At 68.0% G+C, this 15224-nt stretch carries 12 protein-coding genes and 1 pseudogene; 8 read left to right on the top strand and 5 right to left on the bottom strand.

The genetic code is table 11. The features are described from left to right. Positions 1 to 9 precede the first annotated feature (9 nt). A complete protein-coding gene (locus FGL91_RS11170) occupies positions 10 to 1083 on the bottom strand; it encodes a glycosyltransferase family 2 protein (RefSeq protein WP_227991527.1) in 1074 nt (357 codons plus the stop codon). Positions 1084 to 1199: 116 nt separating this feature from the next. Between FGL91_RS11170 and FGL91_RS11175 the strand changes: the two genes are divergently transcribed. The 6 genes and pseudogenes from FGL91_RS11175 to FGL91_RS11200 all read left to right on the top strand — a co-directional run bounded on the left by FGL91_RS11175 (position 1200) and on the right by FGL91_RS11200 (position 7155). Further along, the gene (locus FGL91_RS11175) at positions 1200 to 2483 is read left to right on the top strand and encodes a CDP-glycerol glycerophosphotransferase family protein (RefSeq protein WP_153243858.1); all 1284 of its coding nucleotides are present in this window, start codon (positions 1200 to 1202) and stop codon (positions 2481 to 2483) included. Further along, a complete protein-coding gene (locus tag FGL91_RS11180; protein ID WP_131491934.1) occupies positions 2480 to 3259 on the top strand; it encodes a biotin--[acetyl-CoA-carboxylase] ligase in 780 nt (259 codons plus the stop codon). The genes FGL91_RS11175 and FGL91_RS11180 overlap by 4 nt, the downstream gene beginning before the upstream one ends. 86 nt (positions 3260 to 3345) lie before the next feature. After that, positions 3346 to 3864 carry a PH domain-containing protein gene (locus tag FGL91_RS11185; protein WP_194239367.1) on the top strand — a complete coding sequence of 173 codons (519 nt, stop codon included), beginning with the start codon at positions 3346 to 3348 and terminating at the stop codon, positions 3862 to 3864. Positions 3865 to 3966: 102 nt separating this feature from the next. Then, positions 3967 to 5093, top strand: a pseudogene (locus FGL91_RS11190) (5-(carboxyamino)imidazole ribonucleotide synthase). Between the two features lie 143 nt (positions 5094 to 5236). Next, positions 5237 to 5704: a 5-(carboxyamino)imidazole ribonucleotide mutase gene (gene purE, locus FGL91_RS11195; RefSeq protein ID WP_131491993.1), complete on the top strand. Its 468-nt coding sequence runs from the start codon at positions 5237 to 5239 to the stop codon at positions 5702 to 5704. Next, positions 5701 to 7155, top strand: coding sequence for an LCP family protein (locus FGL91_RS11200; protein WP_153243859.1), 1455 nt, complete (start codon positions 5701 to 5703; stop codon positions 7153 to 7155). The genes purE and FGL91_RS11200 overlap by 4 nt, the downstream gene beginning before the upstream one ends. Positions 7156 to 7364: 209 nt before the next feature. Here the strand turns inward: FGL91_RS11200 and FGL91_RS11205 are convergent, their stop codons facing one another. Further along, positions 7365 to 7973 carry a hypothetical protein gene (locus FGL91_RS11205; protein WP_131491938.1) on the bottom strand — a complete coding sequence of 203 codons (609 nt, stop codon included), beginning with the start codon at positions 7971 to 7973 and terminating at the stop codon, positions 7365 to 7367. A 143-nt stretch (positions 7974 to 8116) separates the two neighbouring features. Next, complete coding sequence (locus tag FGL91_RS11210; RefSeq protein WP_153243860.1) at positions 8117 to 9880, bottom strand: DUF4012 domain-containing protein; 1764 nt, start codon at positions 9878 to 9880, stop codon at positions 8117 to 8119. Positions 9881 to 10002: 122 nt separating this feature from the next. Here FGL91_RS11210 and FGL91_RS11215 point away from each other — a divergent pair, with 122 nt between their 5' ends. Continuing rightward, positions 10003 to 11076 (top strand): glycosyltransferase, encoded by a 1074-nt coding sequence (locus FGL91_RS11215; RefSeq protein WP_153243861.1) that lies wholly within the window; start codon positions 10003 to 10005, stop codon positions 11074 to 11076. Positions 11077 to 11173: 97 nt separating this feature from the next. Here the strand turns inward: FGL91_RS11215 and FGL91_RS18930 are convergent, their stop codons facing one another. Further along, positions 11174 to 11470, bottom strand: a complete 297-nt coding sequence (locus FGL91_RS18930) for a hypothetical protein (protein ID WP_194239203.1) — start codon at positions 11468 to 11470, stop codon at positions 11174 to 11176. Here FGL91_RS18930 and FGL91_RS11220 point away from each other — a divergent pair. Then, the gene (locus tag FGL91_RS11220) at positions 11433 to 14198 is read left to right on the top strand and encodes a hypothetical protein (RefSeq protein ID WP_194239204.1); all 2766 of its coding nucleotides are present in this window, start codon (positions 11433 to 11435) and stop codon (positions 14196 to 14198) included. The genes FGL91_RS18930 and FGL91_RS11220 overlap by 38 nt on opposite strands. On the opposite strand, the gene FGL91_RS11225 is transcribed toward FGL91_RS11220, so the two are convergent. Continuing rightward, positions 14195 to 15199 carry a PseG/SpsG family protein gene (locus tag FGL91_RS11225; protein WP_153243863.1) on the bottom strand — a complete coding sequence of 335 codons (1005 nt, stop codon included), beginning with the start codon at positions 15197 to 15199 and terminating at the stop codon, positions 14195 to 14197. The genes FGL91_RS11220 and FGL91_RS11225 overlap by 4 nt on opposite strands. Positions 15200 to 15224 lie beyond the last annotated feature (25 nt).

Raw genomic sequence — 15224 nt, forward strand, 5'->3', positions numbered from 1 at the left:
TCACCCGTCTCAGGGGAGTGGCGTGTTCCGCGTGCCCAAGCGCGAAGCATCCACGGTGTCCCGAGCGCCTCGGAGCACGCCGCCGAGGAACCCGATGCCCCACGAGAGGTGCATCGTGGGCAGGACGAGCAGAGTCCACAGCCGTTGGCGCGCACCGCCGCCGCCGGGCGCGAGAGCGACGCCCATCACCAGCAACACGTACAGGGCGAGTGGCCCGTAGACGAGGATCGAGGCGACCCAGGAGACCGCGCCGGTGATGACTCCTGCCAGCTGGAGCGCCCCCAGGACGAGGGCGAGCGCGGCCACGAGCACGAGCGCGGGGGGAGCGAAATAGCGGAGGCCGTTGCGTCGCCCGAAGCGTCGCACCAGCTCACCCCGCCAGGCGCCCGTCGCGCGGAACTGCCGCGCCAGCCGCGTCCAGCTCTCCCGGGGCCAGTAGGTGACGGACAGGTCGGGATCGAACCAGACGCGGTGGCCGGCCTGTCGGATGCGGAGGTTGAGCTCCCAGTCCTCGCCGCGCCGGATCGTCTCGTCGAAGAGACCCACCTCATCGAGAACCTCACGGCGCATGACGCCGAGGTAGGCCGACTCGGCCTCGCCCTCCTGCGAGCTTCCGTGGTAGGCGCCTCCGCCGAGTCCGACGGGGGAGTTGTAGAGGCGTGCGACGGATTTCTGGAACGGCGTACGCCCTTCGGCGTGCATGACACCGCCGACGTTGGCCGACGCCGTGCGTTCCAGCGTGGCCAGCGCTCGGGCGGCGTAGCCGGGGGAGAGTTCGGAGTGCGCGTCGACGCGGACGATCGTCGCGTAGCGGCTGGCGCGGATGGCGGCGTTCAGCCCCACGGGGATGTGCGCAGCCGGGTTGCCGACGAGCCGGATGCGCTCGTCCGTCTCTGCGAGCCGCTGGGCCAGCTCCGTCGTCCCATCGGTGGAGGGACCGAGAGCCAGCACGAGCTCCGTGGGCACATCGACGTCTTGAGCGAGCACGGACTCGACCGCGTGCTCCAGGTAGGCGTGTTCGTTGAGCACCGGCATCACGAAGGACACCCCGGGCAGGGGAGCGGCTGACTCGTCGGCTGGCACATGACGATCATGTCACGGCGGCTTCCGGCTTTGCCTGAGGGGAAGCCGTCATGCGCGTCGCATCCCGGATCGTCCACAGGCCGGGGCACCCCGCGTGGACGAACTACTCTGGAGGGATGGGTGCACTGTCTGACGCGAAGAAGGCGTACCGTCTGCTGAAGCGGGCGCTCGCATCCCGGACCGCCGTCCAGCGGGTGCGTCGTCGCCTCGCCGAAACCGAGCCGTATCCGACGGGGCACTTCAAAGTGGCGGTGTACTTCGCCGACGGTGCGGTCAACATGTACCAGATGCGGCAGTGGTATCGTCCGCTCGCGGAGCTCGCCCGCCGCTGGCCGGTCGTCGTGCTCTCGCGGCAGGCGACGGGCACCGAGAAGCTCCTGGACGAGCCCTCGCCTCCGGTCGCGTTCGTGCCGAAGGTCCGCGATCTCGAGCGCTTCATCGCGACGCAGGACATCCGCATCGTGCTGTACGTCAACCAGAACACCCGCAACTTCCAGATGTTCCGTTACGGGCGGCGGTGGCACGTGTTCATCAACCACGGCGAGTCCGACAAGATGTACATGACCACGAACCAGTACAAGGCGTACGACTATGCGTTCGTGGCCGGCCAGGCCGCGCGGGACCGCCTCTCGCGGACGCTCTGGGACTACGACGTAGATCGCCGCACGATCGAGATCGGGCGCCCTCAGGCCGATCACTACTCCGGCACGCTGCCCTTCGTCCCCGATGACCGCACGGTCGTGCTGTACGCCCCCACGTGGGAGGGCGACAGGCCCAGTGCGCACTACGGATCGATCGCATCGCACGGCGAAACCCTCGTGGCACGCCTGCTCGCCACCGGACAGCACCGGGTGATCTACCGTCCGCATCCGCGCAGTGGCGTCGTCGATGAGGCCTACGGTGCCGCGCATCGACGGATCATCGCGGCTATCGCTGCAGCGAACGCCGCGGACCCGCGCGCCCAGCACGTCTACGACGACGGCCCCGAGCTCGGCTGGCAGCTCACCGCCGCGGACGTCGCGATCGTCGACATCTCCGCCATGGTCTACGACCGGCTCGCGGCGGGGAAGCCGCTGATGATCACGCGCCCCACGGACGACCAGGCCTCTGTCGACACGCAGGGCTATCTGTCCGACTGCGAGTGGCTGACCGCCGAGTCGGCGGCAGACGTCGTCGCCGAGATCGAGCGCGTGCGGGTCGATGAGGCGGCGATCGCCCGACTGCGGATGTGGGTGCAGCACTACTTCGGTGACACCACACAGGGGGTGGCGACCGCGAAGTTCCATGCCGCCGTGGACGGGCTCATGCAGGAGTGGGAACGATGGCAGGCCCACGAGGTCGGGGCGGTCCGCGAAGACGAGGATGACGACGACGAAGAAGCCGACGAGGAGGACGCATGAGCATCGGCTTCCCGCGCTCCACCGCGATCGTGCCGCGCCTGGAACTGGTGGCGCGAACGGGGTCGACCAACGCGGACCTTCGCGGGCATGCGCACGACGCGGACGGCTGGCCGCACCTGTCGATCCTGGCGACCCACGACCAGACCGCGGGTCGGGGGCGGCTCGATCGGACCTGGGTGGCGCCGGATGGTTCAGCCCTTGCGGTTTCCGTGCTGTTGCGCGCTCTTCCGGCGGAACCGGCGTCGCGGGGCTGGATACCGCTGCTCGCGGGACTGGCGATGGCGGAGGCCGTGGCCGCGCAGCTCCCGGACGAGGCGGTCGCGGTGAAGTGGCCGAACGACGTGCTCGTCGACGGCCGCAAGATCTGCGGAATCCTCGCTGAGGCGGCGTCGGACGCCATCATCGTCGGCGCCGGAGTGAACACGGCGATGACGGTGGAGCAGCTTCCCGTCCCGACGGCGACATCGTTCGCGGCGCAGGGCGTCGACGTCGACGAGGATCGGCTGCTCGCCACCTACGTGACGGCGCTCGACACCCGGCTCACGGACCTCGTCGCCGCCGCCGGAGACGCCGTCGCGAGCGGCGCCCACGGTGCCGTCACCGAACGATGCGCGACTGTCGGGCAGGCGATCCGGGTATCGATGCCGGGCGATCGCACACAGGAGGGCACGGCCATCGGCCTCGATGCGGAAGGGCGGCTGCTGGTCATCTCCGAGGGCGTGGAGCACGCGATATCCGCGGGTGACGTCGTGCACGTGCGTCCTGCGGGAAACTGACACGCCGAGACACACACGGGCTTGTCGGGGATCACAGGCACAATGGTGGGGTGACCCAGCCTGTGACGCTCGGCGGACGGCCTCTGATGCCGCCGCCCGGCACGCCTTCGGAGGAGTTGCTGATCGCACGCTTCCGGGGCCATGCCCGTCGACTGTTCTGGTCTGCACTCGTCCTCATCACGACATTCGGCGCGACGGCCTACTTCTACGGCAACCTCCCGGCGGGGTATGAGGACTGGATGCTGCTCTCCGCGGCGGGCGCGCTCGTGCTTCTCGCCGTAGTGCTGCCGTTCATCGTCTGGTACTCGCGGAGCACGACGGTCACGACGCGACGTGTCATCGCCCACCACGGCGTCGGTGCCCGTCGACGCCGGGAGATGTCCCACGCGCGCGGCTACACGATCGCCGTCCGACGCGGGCCGCTGCAGCGCTTGTGGGGTGCGGGCACGATCACCCTGTCGAACGGCGTCGACGCGCCGATGCGTCTCGCGAACGTACCGAACGTGACGCTGGTCCATGAGACTCTCGCCGACCAGATCGAGGTCGGGCAGATCCTGGCGCATCGCGACGCGCAGGCGGGCGGAGACGAGTTCGACACGGCGTGACCACGATCCGTCCTGCCGGTGATCGACGATCGCGCAGGGGAGACGTGTCCGATCCTCCTGCGCAGGTGCGGGAGAATGGGGTCGGACGAAGGGAGACGGCACATGGCTTTGCGTGTTGGCGTGATCGGTGGAGGGCAGCTGGCCCGGATGATGATCGCTCCGGCGGTCGAACTCGGGCTGGAGATCCGGGTGCTCGCCGAAGACGAAGGGATGTCCGCCGGACTCGCCGCGACGGCGGTCGGCGACTATCGCGATATCGATGTGGTGCGTGCGTTCGCCGCAGGAGTCGACGTCGTCACGTTCGACCACGAGCACGTGCCGCAGTCCGTGCTGCGTGCCCTCGTCGCCGATGGTGTGGTCGTGCACCCGGGCCCCCGACGCTCTCCAGTTCGCGCAGGACAAGCTGGTCATGCGCGCCCGCCTCGCCGAGCTCGGCGTCCCTCAGCCGGACTGGGCCGCGGTGCGCGACGTCGCTGAGCTGCAGGCTTTCCTCGATGCCCACGCGGGCTCCGGTGTCGTGAAGACGCCTCGGGGCGGCTACGACGGCAAGGGTGTGCGCGTCGTCCGCGCGGCGGAAGAGGCGCAGGACTGGCTCGATGCGCTGGCCGAAGACGATGCACTCCTCGTGGAGGAGCTCGTCCCCCTTCGTCCGCGAGCTCGCCCAGCAGGTGGCGCGTCGCCCCAGCGGCGAGACTGTCGCGTACCCCGTGGTGGAGACGGTGCAGCGCGACGGCGTATGCGCAGAGGTCATCGCCCCGGCGCCCGCGGCAGCCGAGCGCCTCGTGCAGGTCGCTGAGGAGATCGGACGCACGATCGCGGAGGGACTCGGTGTGACGGGCATGCTCGCCGTGGAGCTGTTCGAGACCGACGATGAGCGGATCCTCGTCAACGAGCTGGCCATGCGACCGCACAACAGCGGTCACTGGAGCCAGGACGGCGCCGTCACCGGACAGTTCGAGCAGCATCTGCGCGCGGTCGTCGATCTGCCGTTGGGGAGCACGGCTCCTCGTGCAGCCTGGTCGGTGATGGTGAACATCCTCGGCGGTCCGGCGGAGGGCACGCTCGAGGAGCGCTTCCCCGCGGCGATGGTCGAGCACCCGCAGGCGAAGATCCACACGTACGGCAAGGCGCCACGGCCCGGTCGCAAGGTCGGTCACGTGAACGTCGCGGATGACGATCTCGACGATGCCGTCTACATCGCGCGTGCGGCCGCCGCACATTTCGTCTGAATCCTGTACGCCGGCGCACCTCTCACGGTCGGACATGCGGGACAAGACGCGCGCCGTTCGGGGTTTCTCACAGCGGTAGACCGTAGCCTGATCTGGTGACTGAGCCACTGCACTCCTCCGCCGCCCCTCTGGTCGGCGTCGTGATGGGATCCGATTCCGACTGGCGCGTGATGAGCGATGCGTCTCAGGCGCTCACCGACTTCGGCATCCCGCATGAGGTCGAGGTCGTCTCGGCCCACCGCACACCGGACAAGCTCATGTCGTATGCGCGGGAGGCACGCTCCCGCGGTATCCGCGTGATCATCGCCGGCGCCGGGGGAGCGGCCCACCTTCCGGGCATGCTCGCCTCGATGACGCCGCTTCCCGTGGTCGGCGTTCCCGTGCCGCTCGCCTACCTCGACGGCATGGACTCCCTGCTCTCGATCGTGCAGATGCCCGCCGGCATCCCCGTCGCGACCGTGTCCATCGGCGGCGCCCGCAACGCGGGGCTCCTGGCGGCCCGCATCCTGGGGACGGCGGACACGGATCTCGCCGACCGGGTGGACGCGTACGCCCGCGATCTCGAGGCACAGGTCGAGGAGAAGAACGAACGGTTGAAGGGGTCGCTGTGACCCTTGCGCCTCCGCGCGCAACACAGCGCCCGCTCATCGAGACACGCCCTCTGCGGCACCCCGATGTGGCTGACTCGGGGATGATGGCCAAGCGCGGGTGGTGGCTCGTCGCCCTCAATCTCCTGGTCCCCGGATCTGCGCAGGTGCTCGCGGGCAACCGCAGGCTCGGCCGCTTCGGGCTCGGCGCGACTCTGCTGGCGTGGCTCCTCGCGGTGGTGGCGCTCGGCCTCGCCCTCTTCGCCCGCCCGGCCCTGCTGTGGCTCACGATCGGAGGCGGGCTGTTCTCCGCCGCGATCCTCACCGTCATCCAGGTGCTCCTCGTCGGCTACATCGTGCTCTGGGTCGTGTTGACCTTCGATGCCCTGCGGCTGGTGCGACTCGTGAAGGTCCCCGGACCCTCTCGCCTCGCCATCCCGGTCGTCGCGCTGGTGCTGCTGGGGCTCGTGAGCGGTGGCGTCGGGTATGCCGCGACCGCGGTGGGGTCGGTGCGCAGCACGATCGGGGCGATCTTCGGGCAGAGCGGACCGAGCGTCGAGCCGAGCGACGGTTACTACAACATCCTGCTCCTGGGCGCGGACAGCGGCGACGGGCGTGACTCGATGCGCTTCGACAGCATCTCGGTCGTCTCGGTGAACGCCGATACCGGGGCCGTGACGATCACCGGCATCCCGCGTGAACTCCCGAGCGCGCCGTTCAGCGAGGGGAGCCCGATGCAGGAGCTCTACCCGAACGGCTTCGAAGGGCACGGCTCTTCCACCTGCGGGTGGAACGGATGGATGAACCACATCCGCAACGCCGCGGAGGTCTGTCGAGAAGACGGCGGCACCGGGCTCTATCCTGACGCGAAGGCCAACGGCTCCGAGCCGGGTATCGAGGCGACGAAGGACGCGGCGGAGGGTGTTCTCGGAATCGAGATCCCCTACTACGTCTTCGTCGACATGCACGGGTTCGCCGAGCTCGTCGATGCGCTCGGTGGAGTGCAGATCAACGTCACCGAGCGTCTGCCCAAGGGCGGACCGCCGGAGGGCTGGACCGGCACCGATGTGAACGAGTGGGCTATCGGCTGGATCGAGCCGGGGGAGCAACGGATGGACGGTGACACCGCCCAGTGGTACGCCCGTTCGCGCTACACGACGAGTGACTGGGATCGGATGAAGCGTCAGCGGGAGCTGCAGGAGGCGATCCTCGCGCAGTTCACCCCGCAGACGGTGCTCACGAGGTTCAACGAGGTGGCGGCGGCGGGGACGGCTCTGATCAGCACGGATCTCCCGTCGGACAAGCTGCCGGAGTTCTTCGATCTGATGCTCAAGGCGAAGGAACAGCCTGTCACGACGATCGAGCTCACCCCTGATTCCGGAGTGGATGAGCACCAGCCGGACTACGCGTACATCCACGATCTGATCCGGCAGACGTTGCACCCCCCGACGGAGACGCCGACCCCCGCTCCCTGACGCGGTGCCTTCCAGTCATCGGGTGCACTCCGTCACGGCGGGAACGGGCGAGCCGGGCACCAGGTGCACGACGAAGCCCACGGTCACCACCTCCGAGGAGGGGGAGCCGTGGGCTGGCGGTGCGCCCGCCGGACGCACCAGACGACGGTGATCGGAGGGGGAGGGATCACCGTCGTCCAGTCGACCACCGCGCGAGGCGGCAGCCGGACCTAGGCGCGCTTGCGGCGAGATGCTCCGACGGCGACCAGGGCGCCACCGGCGACCAGCGCTGCGGCGCCACCGCCGAGGACCCACGGCGAGACGCTGCCGCCGGTGAGGGCGAGTTCGAACCCGCCGGCAGACGCCGCGTTGTCTCCGCCCGTGAGCGGCAGCTCGGTACCCGCGGGGGCCACACCAGGATCGTGGTCGCAGGACGTGGCCGCGTCGTGGCCGTGCGACACCGTGATGGTGGCGGTGTACGAACGCGATCCGTTGAAGGAGACAGCGTACGAGCCCTCACCATCGGCCGGGGGTCGGAACGTGTAGGTCAGTCCGCCGTCTGCGCCAGCGGTGCTGCCCGAGCCCGCGGCCCGAGCGGCCTCGAGTCCGGAGATGGAGACGCTCACGTTCTCGGAAGGCAGGAAGTATCCTGCTCCGAAAACGATGGTCGAGACCTCGCAGGTGTCGATGATCGGGTCGCTGACCTTGACTCCCGGAGGCGTCGGGTAGTCGTTGGACGACGCGGTCGGAGCGAGCGTCGGCGCCGCCGTCGCTACGGCCGGCGCAGCGAGTACGAGCGCGCCAGCGGTGAGGCTGATGGCAGCCAGTTTCTTCAGCATGATTTCTCCCCAGAATTTCACGCGGAATCGCCTCCGGATACACCCCTGCATCCGACTGCGTGAAGCCTCCCTGCCCCCACGGCAGGTTTGCAGACTCCAGATATTCCCCAGTGAGTCGACAGTACCCTATCGAGCGGGGAATGTCACGATGCGCAGGTCAGTGGCTTGCGTGTCGCATCGGGCTCGTCGACCAGCGGTGTGTGCAGGATCTGCGTGAGCCGCTCTCCGGCGCCGGTTCCCTGGTACTCCACGGTGATCGTCGTCGACTCGCCCGGCGCGAGCGAGACCTCGTGCTGCACCACGGAGCGGCCATCGAGCATGGCTGTCTGCACGCCCTCTTCTTCGCCGTCCCGGTCGATGTGGGAGGGCGTCGCGCCGGCAGGGCCGTAGACCGCGATGAGTGTGCGCACCGTGCCGGCCGGGACCCCGTAGTAGCCGTCCCCGGTGACGTAGGCGGGGAGGGACGTCGCGGCGTCCGCGGGCGCGGCGTTGGTCCACGTCACTTGCACCTGAGTCGTCGGCGCGCCGTTGCAGGTGCCCACGGAAGTCGAGAAGGCGCCGCGGGCGTAGTAGTCCATCTTCCCGCCGGTGCTGTCGTTGATCAGCACGCCCACGTAGGTGGCGTCCGCATCGTCCTCGGGGATCGTCCCTCCCAGCGCGGACGAGGCGAGGAACTCCTCTTCGTCCGCGTGCGCACTCCAGATGCGGATCCGGCCCTCCTCGGCGGATTCGGCCAGGGCTCCGATCAGCGCCTTCGGGTCCCCAACGGACAAGGCTGCGCTGAAGAGCGCACCGGCCGCTTGGGCGAAGATCTCATCCTGTACGGCGGGGTCGGGGACGGCCGCGTAGATCTCCGAGAGCAGGATGCCGGTGATGTTCTCGGCGGTCGCGGTGAACGGCCCGAACGTGAGGTCTCCCGTCACGGCCATCAGGTTCTCCGCGACGATGGCGTCGACGGCGATGACGCCATCGACCGTTCCGCCGAATCGTCCCGTCCACCGCGCGGCGATGGTCTCTCCGGCCTCGGTGAAGTCCGGGATGCTGGTGATGTTCTGCAGGAAGCGGCCCGGCCGATCCTCGAACAGGGCGACCGTCGAATCGCTGAGCGGCAGGGGGGTGTCGAGGGCGGGGAAGTCCCGTGTCGAAGCCTGCTTCTGGAGGGTGATCTTCCCGTTCTCCGCGTGGAGCAGAGCGACTGAGCCGATGATCCCGCCCGACGAGCGCAGCTCTGCGTTGTTCTGCATCGCCAGCACGTAGTTGCGGGGGCCTTCCCCTCCGAGCATCGTCGGCAGGAGGACGGCGGCGCCGTGGAGCGCACCGACCGCCGTGGCAGCCTCGGTGACGGCGGACCGCATCTGATCGATGGCCTCTGCGAGCGGTGGGAGGGTGGCGTCGGCGTCGATGCGTCTGGCCTGCAGCTCCGCAGTTCCGAGCGCGGTGCTGGCCGTGCGGAGCGGCTTCTCGATCTCGGCGAACGGGGCGAGGTCGATGGTGCCGCCCACGAACCCGAGGCTTGCGAGATCGAGGCCGTCCGCCACCTCCAGCAGAGGGGCGAGAGCATCCGTTGAGACGCTGTCGGCGATGTCGGCGATCTCGCTCACGGCACGGAAGTTCGGACCGAGCCAGGGGACGAGGCCGAACGCCTGCCACACCGGGTCCGAGGTCAGGTCGGCGGCCGAGGCTGCGCTGCGTGCGACACTCCGGGCGACCGGCTCCGCGCCGTCGAGGTCTCCCGCCGCGATCGTCTTCTTCAGCTGCGTCGCCCCGTCTGCGACGTCCTGGAGGTCGTTCACCGCCCCGATCCCCCGAACGGTGACCCACCCGATCGCGATGAGGAGAAACGCGAGGAACGCGCCGATGGTCCACCCGATCCATCGGCGTCTGACGGGAAGCCGGCCATCGCTCACCCGAGCATTCAAGCATGAACGGTGGTGCCGGTGGTGGCCGGAAACTGTGGGAACGCTGATATTCATGCGCCACGGGTGGTGCGCTCCACGGGGGCGTCGCGGCCCGAGGATAGCCTGAGCGCATGGGAGCTCGGCTGCGTTTCGTTCTGGATCAACTCGGCCAGATCGTCGACCCCGATCTCGCCTCTGCGGCCGTGGATCTGGCCGACGGCGTGATCGCGACAGCACCCTCCGGTTGCACGGTGGACCTCATCGTTCCGGCGGGCTCCGACGCGACGATCCGAGGCGTGGGAGAGGTGCGTACCCTCGGTCTGGCGCGTCGTGAGCTGGCGGCCTCCTGGCAGCTCGGCATCGCTCCCGGGGTCGGGGGCGGCATGATCCATTCGCCGAGCCTGTTCGCTCCTCTCGTGAAGCACGACCGCGTCCACGACGATGACCAGACGACGGTCACCCTGTGGGACCTGCGCGCGTGGGATGCACCGGAGCTGCTGTCGAAGAACCAGGTCTCCTGGCAGCGAGGCATGCTTCGCCGGGCGGTCAAACATGCCGATGCCGTCGTGGTGCCCTCGCACGCGGTCGCTGCGCGGCTCTCCGAACTCGCACGTCTGGGTGATCGTGTGCGCGTGATCGCGGGGGCGCCGCCTCGGGGGTTCGTCGTCCCGGATGACGCCGGTCGTCGCCGGAATGCGCTGTCGCTGCCGGACGAGTACGTGGTGCTCACCGGCTCGGAGTCGTCCTTGCGGGACGGTTTCCGCGGGGCCGTGGCGGCGGCGGTCGACGCCGTCGTGCTCGATGCTCCGGACGGGGCGGAGCCTCGCTACGTCGAGATCGCATCCGCAGCAGGCCTCCCGGAGCGTCGCGCCCATGTGCGGGGTGCGCTGGCAGTCGAAGATCGTGCGGCCGTGCTCGCCGGTGCGTCGGTCTTCGCTGCGACTGGCGACTTCGCGGGCTGGCCGTGGCGGGCCGTCGAGGCGATGGCCCTCGGAGTCCCTGTCGTGGCTATCGACACCGGCTCCCATCGTGACGTCGTCGCGGACGGCGGCACGCTCGTGGCGGCGGACGAGATCGCAGGTGCGATCGAGCAGGCGGCGGGGCCGGCGGCCGAGCGGCTCCGGATTCTCGCGTCCGACCGATCGAGGGCGTTCTCCTGGGCCAGCTCGGGGGAGCGCCTCTGGGGTCTGCACGCCGACCTGTGATCCGCTGAGAGTCAACTGCACATCAGGGCGACACGCCGAAAACTTGTGTCGTGAACGGCGCAACAGTGGCATCATCGCGCAACTTCCGTCACACTGGTCACATGTCTCGACGTGCCCCACGCTCGCGAAACACCCTGAGGACCCACCCGCTCCTCACCTGTTTCCTCGCTGTCTCCGCCCTGGTGATCGGAACGGTGGTCCCCGCCGCCGCTGCCCAGGCCTCCGTCTCTGCGCCCACGGTCAGCGTCTCGAGCGCCGTCGCCGATCCGGCGACGACGGGAGTCGCGAAGAGCACGCTCGTCGGCTTCACGCCGGGAAACATCATCAGCGACGCCGTGTTCACGAACAAGAGCACGATGACCGAGGCGCAGATCCAGACCTTCTTCAACAGCAAGGTCTCACGATGCCTCGGCGGTCGGGATGAGAACAACGAGCCGATCGTCTGCCTCAAGGACTTCCGGATGAACACCGTCACGCGTCCTGCGGACGCGTACTGCTCCGGCTACTCCGGCGCCGCGAACGAGTCCGCGGCCCGCATCATCTATCGCGTCTCCCAGGCCTGCAACATCAACCCACAGGTGTTGATCGTCATGCTGCAGAAGGAGCAGGGGCTGATCACCCACGTCTGGCCGAGCGCGTGGCGCTACCGGATCGCGCTGGGGCAGGGATGTCCCGATACAGCCCCGTGCGACCCGAACTACATCGGCTTCTTCCATCAGATCTACGGCGCGGCGCGTCAGATGCAGATCTACATGGAGGGCAAGTGGTTCCAGTGGTACGCCCCGGGCAAGACCTGGAACATCCTCTACAACCCGAAGGCGTCTTGCGGGTCGGCCCCGGTCTACGTCGCGAACAAGGCGACCTCGGCGCTCTACTACTACACGCCGTACCAGCCCAATGCCGCCGCGATGCGCGCGGGCTACGGGGAGGGCGACGGATGCTCGGCGTACGGCAACCGCAACTTCTACAACTACTTCACCGACTGGTTCGGCTCCACGCAGTCGAATGCTCTCGGAGAGGGGGCTCAGGCGATCAGCGCTGCGTGGGCGGCGGCTGGCGGGAAGTCCGGATCGTGGGGCAATCGCCTCGACGCGCCCGCGTGCTCGGGATCGGTACCGTGCGGTCATGTCTTCGAGAAGGCGATCGCATACTGGCAACCCGGGAAAGGGGTGATTCTGGCGACGGGATCCATTGCACTGTGGGTGCGCTCGCAGGGGGTCGCCACGACCGGATACCCCGATTCAGCTCCCGTTTCGGTCACCGAGAACGGCGGTGGTGTCGCCCAGTCGTTCACGAAGGTGCTTGTGAACGCGGGTCCGAGCGGGATCTTCGCTGTCAGCGGCCTCACCCGCACAGCCCATGGCGAGCTCGGCGGAGTGCGTCAGGCCACTGGATGGCCGACTTCTGCGAAGACGTGCTCGAAGAACACCGACTACTGCGTTCAGAGCTTTCAGAAAGCCGTCATCTCCGAAGTCGGGGGTCACGCCTACGCGGTTGCGGAACCGACGGTGCTTTCCAAGTACATCGCGGAAGGGGGGCCCAAGGGGCGTCTGGGGATCCCGACGAGTGACCTCGTTTCCTCCAGTGCGAGCGGGGGCGGACAGGAACAGGCCTTTGTCGGAGGCGCGATCGGCAAGACATCTGCAGGCGTGTTCTCCATGACCGGAGAGATCCGCGTCGCTCATAGCAGAGCCGGCGGTGTGAGCGGCCAACTCGGTTGGGTCACGAGCGACAGCATCTGCAATCTCCCGAAGGGAGCCTGCGTGCAGACATACCAAAAGGGTTCGGTCGTTCAGACCGGTGCCACTGCGTTCTTCGTCGCGGGTCCGGTTGCGACGTTCTATCAGTCCAATGGTGGTCCGGCGGGTGCGTTGGGTTATCCGGTGAGTGACACGATTCCGGTTTCGGCGAACGGTGGCGGTGTTGCGCAGGCTTTCACGAATGGTCTGGTGAATGCGGGGCCGGCTGGTGCGTTCTTGATGACGGGCGCGATCCGGGATGCGCATGGCAAGGCCGGTGGCGTGGGAGGTCCGTTGGGATGGCCGACGGCGGCGCAGGCATGTGGTTTGCCGAATGGTGGCTGCTCGCAGTCGTTCCAGAACGGGACGATCTATGTCGTCGGTGGTGTGGCTCGGGTCGTGTCGAAGGGTCCGGTTGCGACGTTCTATCAGTCCAATGGTGGTCCGGCGGGTGCGTTGGGTTATCCGGTGAGTGACACGATTCCGGTTTCGGCGAACGGTGGCGGTGTTGCGCAGGCTTTCACGAATGGTCTGGTGAATGCGGGGCCGGCTGGTGCGTTCTTGATGACGGGCGCGATCCGGGATGCGCATGGCAAGGCCGGTGGCGTGGGAGGTCCGTTGGGATGGCCGACGGCGGCGCAGGCATGTGGTTTGCCGAATGGTGGCTGCTCGCAGTCGTTCCAGAACGGGACGATCTATGTCGTCGGTGGTGTGGCTCGGGTCGTGTCGAAGGGTCCGGTTGCGACGTTCTATCAGTCCAATGGTGGTCCGGCGGGTGCGTTGGGTTATCCGGTGAGTGACACGATTCCGGTTTCGGCGAACGGTGGCGGTGTTGCGCAGGCTTTCACGAATGGTCTGGTGAATGCGGGGCCGGCTGGTGCGTTCTTGATGACGGGCGCGATCCGGGATGCGCATGGCAAGGCCGGTGGCGTGGGAGGTCCGTTGGGATGGCCGACGGCGGCGCAGGCATGTGGTTTGCCGAATGGTGGCTGCTCGCAGTCGTTCCAGAACGGGACGATCTATGTCGTCGGTGGTGTGGCTCGGGTCGTGTCGAAGGGTCCGGTTGCGACGTTCTATCAGTCCAATGGTGGTCCGGCGGGTGCGTTGGGTTATCCGGTGAGTGACACGATTCCGGTTTCGGCGAACGGTGGCGGTGTTGCGCAGGCTTTCACGAATGGTCTGGTGAATGCGGGGCCGGCTGGTGCGTTCTTGATGACGGGCGCGATCCGGGATGCGCATGGCAAGGCCGGTGGCGTGGGAGGTCCGTTGGGATGGCCGACGGCGGCGCAGGCATGTGGTTTGCCGAATGGTGGCTGCTCGCAGTCGTTCCAGAACGGGACGATCAATGTGGATGGCACGGGGAAGGTGACGATCGCCCGCTAACGTCCCGAGCGCGCGATGTCTTCGAGCGCTGCGGCCACGCGACGCGCTCCCTGTCCGTCGAATACGTGATTACACGCGGAGAAGAGCCGCTCACGAAGCGACTCTTCTGTGATGAGCCGCTCGACCCCGTGTGCGATCTCCGGCGCGGTCCCCGGGGGCGCCGGAAGGTCGGTCAGATCGATGCCCAACGAGAGCCCACCCTCGACCAATGCGCGCAGGCCCGGTCTCTGGTTGTCCACGACCGCGATGAACATCGAGGGAACGCCGATCGTGCAGATCTCCCAGGCGCTTGTCCCCGTCGCCGACACCACGACGTCGGCGCCAGCGAGAAGCTCGGGGAGAGCCGGTGTCGGAGCCAATGAGCGGAAGCCGGGCCGGTCGGCGATCAGTGCGTCTACGTCGTCCTGCCAACGCGGGGCCACGACGAGAGTCACCTCGACCGGCATCGGCAACGACAGCAGCTCGCGCGTGACTGTCACGATCGCTCCGGTCGGGTCGCTTCCTCCCATGAAGGACAGGATTTGCGGAGGCGACGTCAGGGGACGAAGCCGGTCCCGCTTGAGGCGCACGATGTCGGCCCGCACGAGCGCGAATGGAGCCCCGATGAGAGAGTGCTCCCACGGGAAGTCCGCGGCACCGAGGTTCTGATCCAGATACAGATCCACGATGAGACCACGGTGATCCGCATCGACGATGGCGAGCGTCGGCGTCACGCGAGCCATCGCGTTCACGCTATCGACGTCGATCACGTAGGAATCCACGACGACCACGTCGAAGGAATATGCATCCTCATCGGCCCAGGCGAGGTCGTGTGCCTGCACATGCTCGTGTCGTACGCCCGCCTCTGCCACACGCTCGATCAGCCAGGTGATTCCGCCGAGCTCGCCACGGAGAAGAACTTCATGACCGCGTGCGCGTAGCTCTTCGGCGAGCGTCAGACACCGCATGACGTGGCCCGTGCCGGTCTCGAACGTCGCGTCTGCGCGGATCAGGCACCTCACGGGTAATATCCTAGACAGTCGGCGG

This window comes from Microbacterium sp. CBA3102 (assembly GCF_007954505.1).
GTDB lineage: Bacteria > Actinomycetota > Actinomycetes > Actinomycetales > Microbacteriaceae > Microbacterium > Microbacterium aurugineum.

Bases quoted from the DNA above. Each gene is read 5' to 3' on its own strand.
- FGL91_RS11215 (WP_153243861.1), top strand. From the start codon at position 10,003: ATGGGAGCTCGGCTGCGTTTCGTTCTGGATCAACTCGGCCAGATCGTC.
- FGL91_RS11180 (WP_131491934.1), top strand. From the start codon at position 2,480: ATGAGCATCGGCTTCCCGCGCTCCACCGCGATCGTGCCGCGCCTGGAA.
- FGL91_RS11185 (WP_194239367.1), top strand. From the start codon at position 3,346: ATGCCGCCGCCCGGCACGCCTTCGGAGGAGTTGCTGATCGCACGCTTC.
- purE (WP_131491993.1), top strand. From the start codon at position 5,237: ATGGGATCCGATTCCGACTGGCGCGTGATGAGCGATGCGTCTCAGGCG.
- FGL91_RS11175 (WP_153243858.1), top strand. From the start codon at position 1,200: ATGGGTGCACTGTCTGACGCGAAGAAGGCGTACCGTCTGCTGAAGCGG.
- FGL91_RS11220 (WP_194239204.1), top strand. From the start codon at position 11,433: ATGACCGAGGCGCAGATCCAGACCTTCTTCAACAGCAAGGTCTCACGA.
- FGL91_RS11205 (WP_131491938.1), bottom strand. From the start codon at position 7,973: ATGCTGAAGAAACTGGCTGCCATCAGCCTCACCGCTGGCGCGCTCGTA.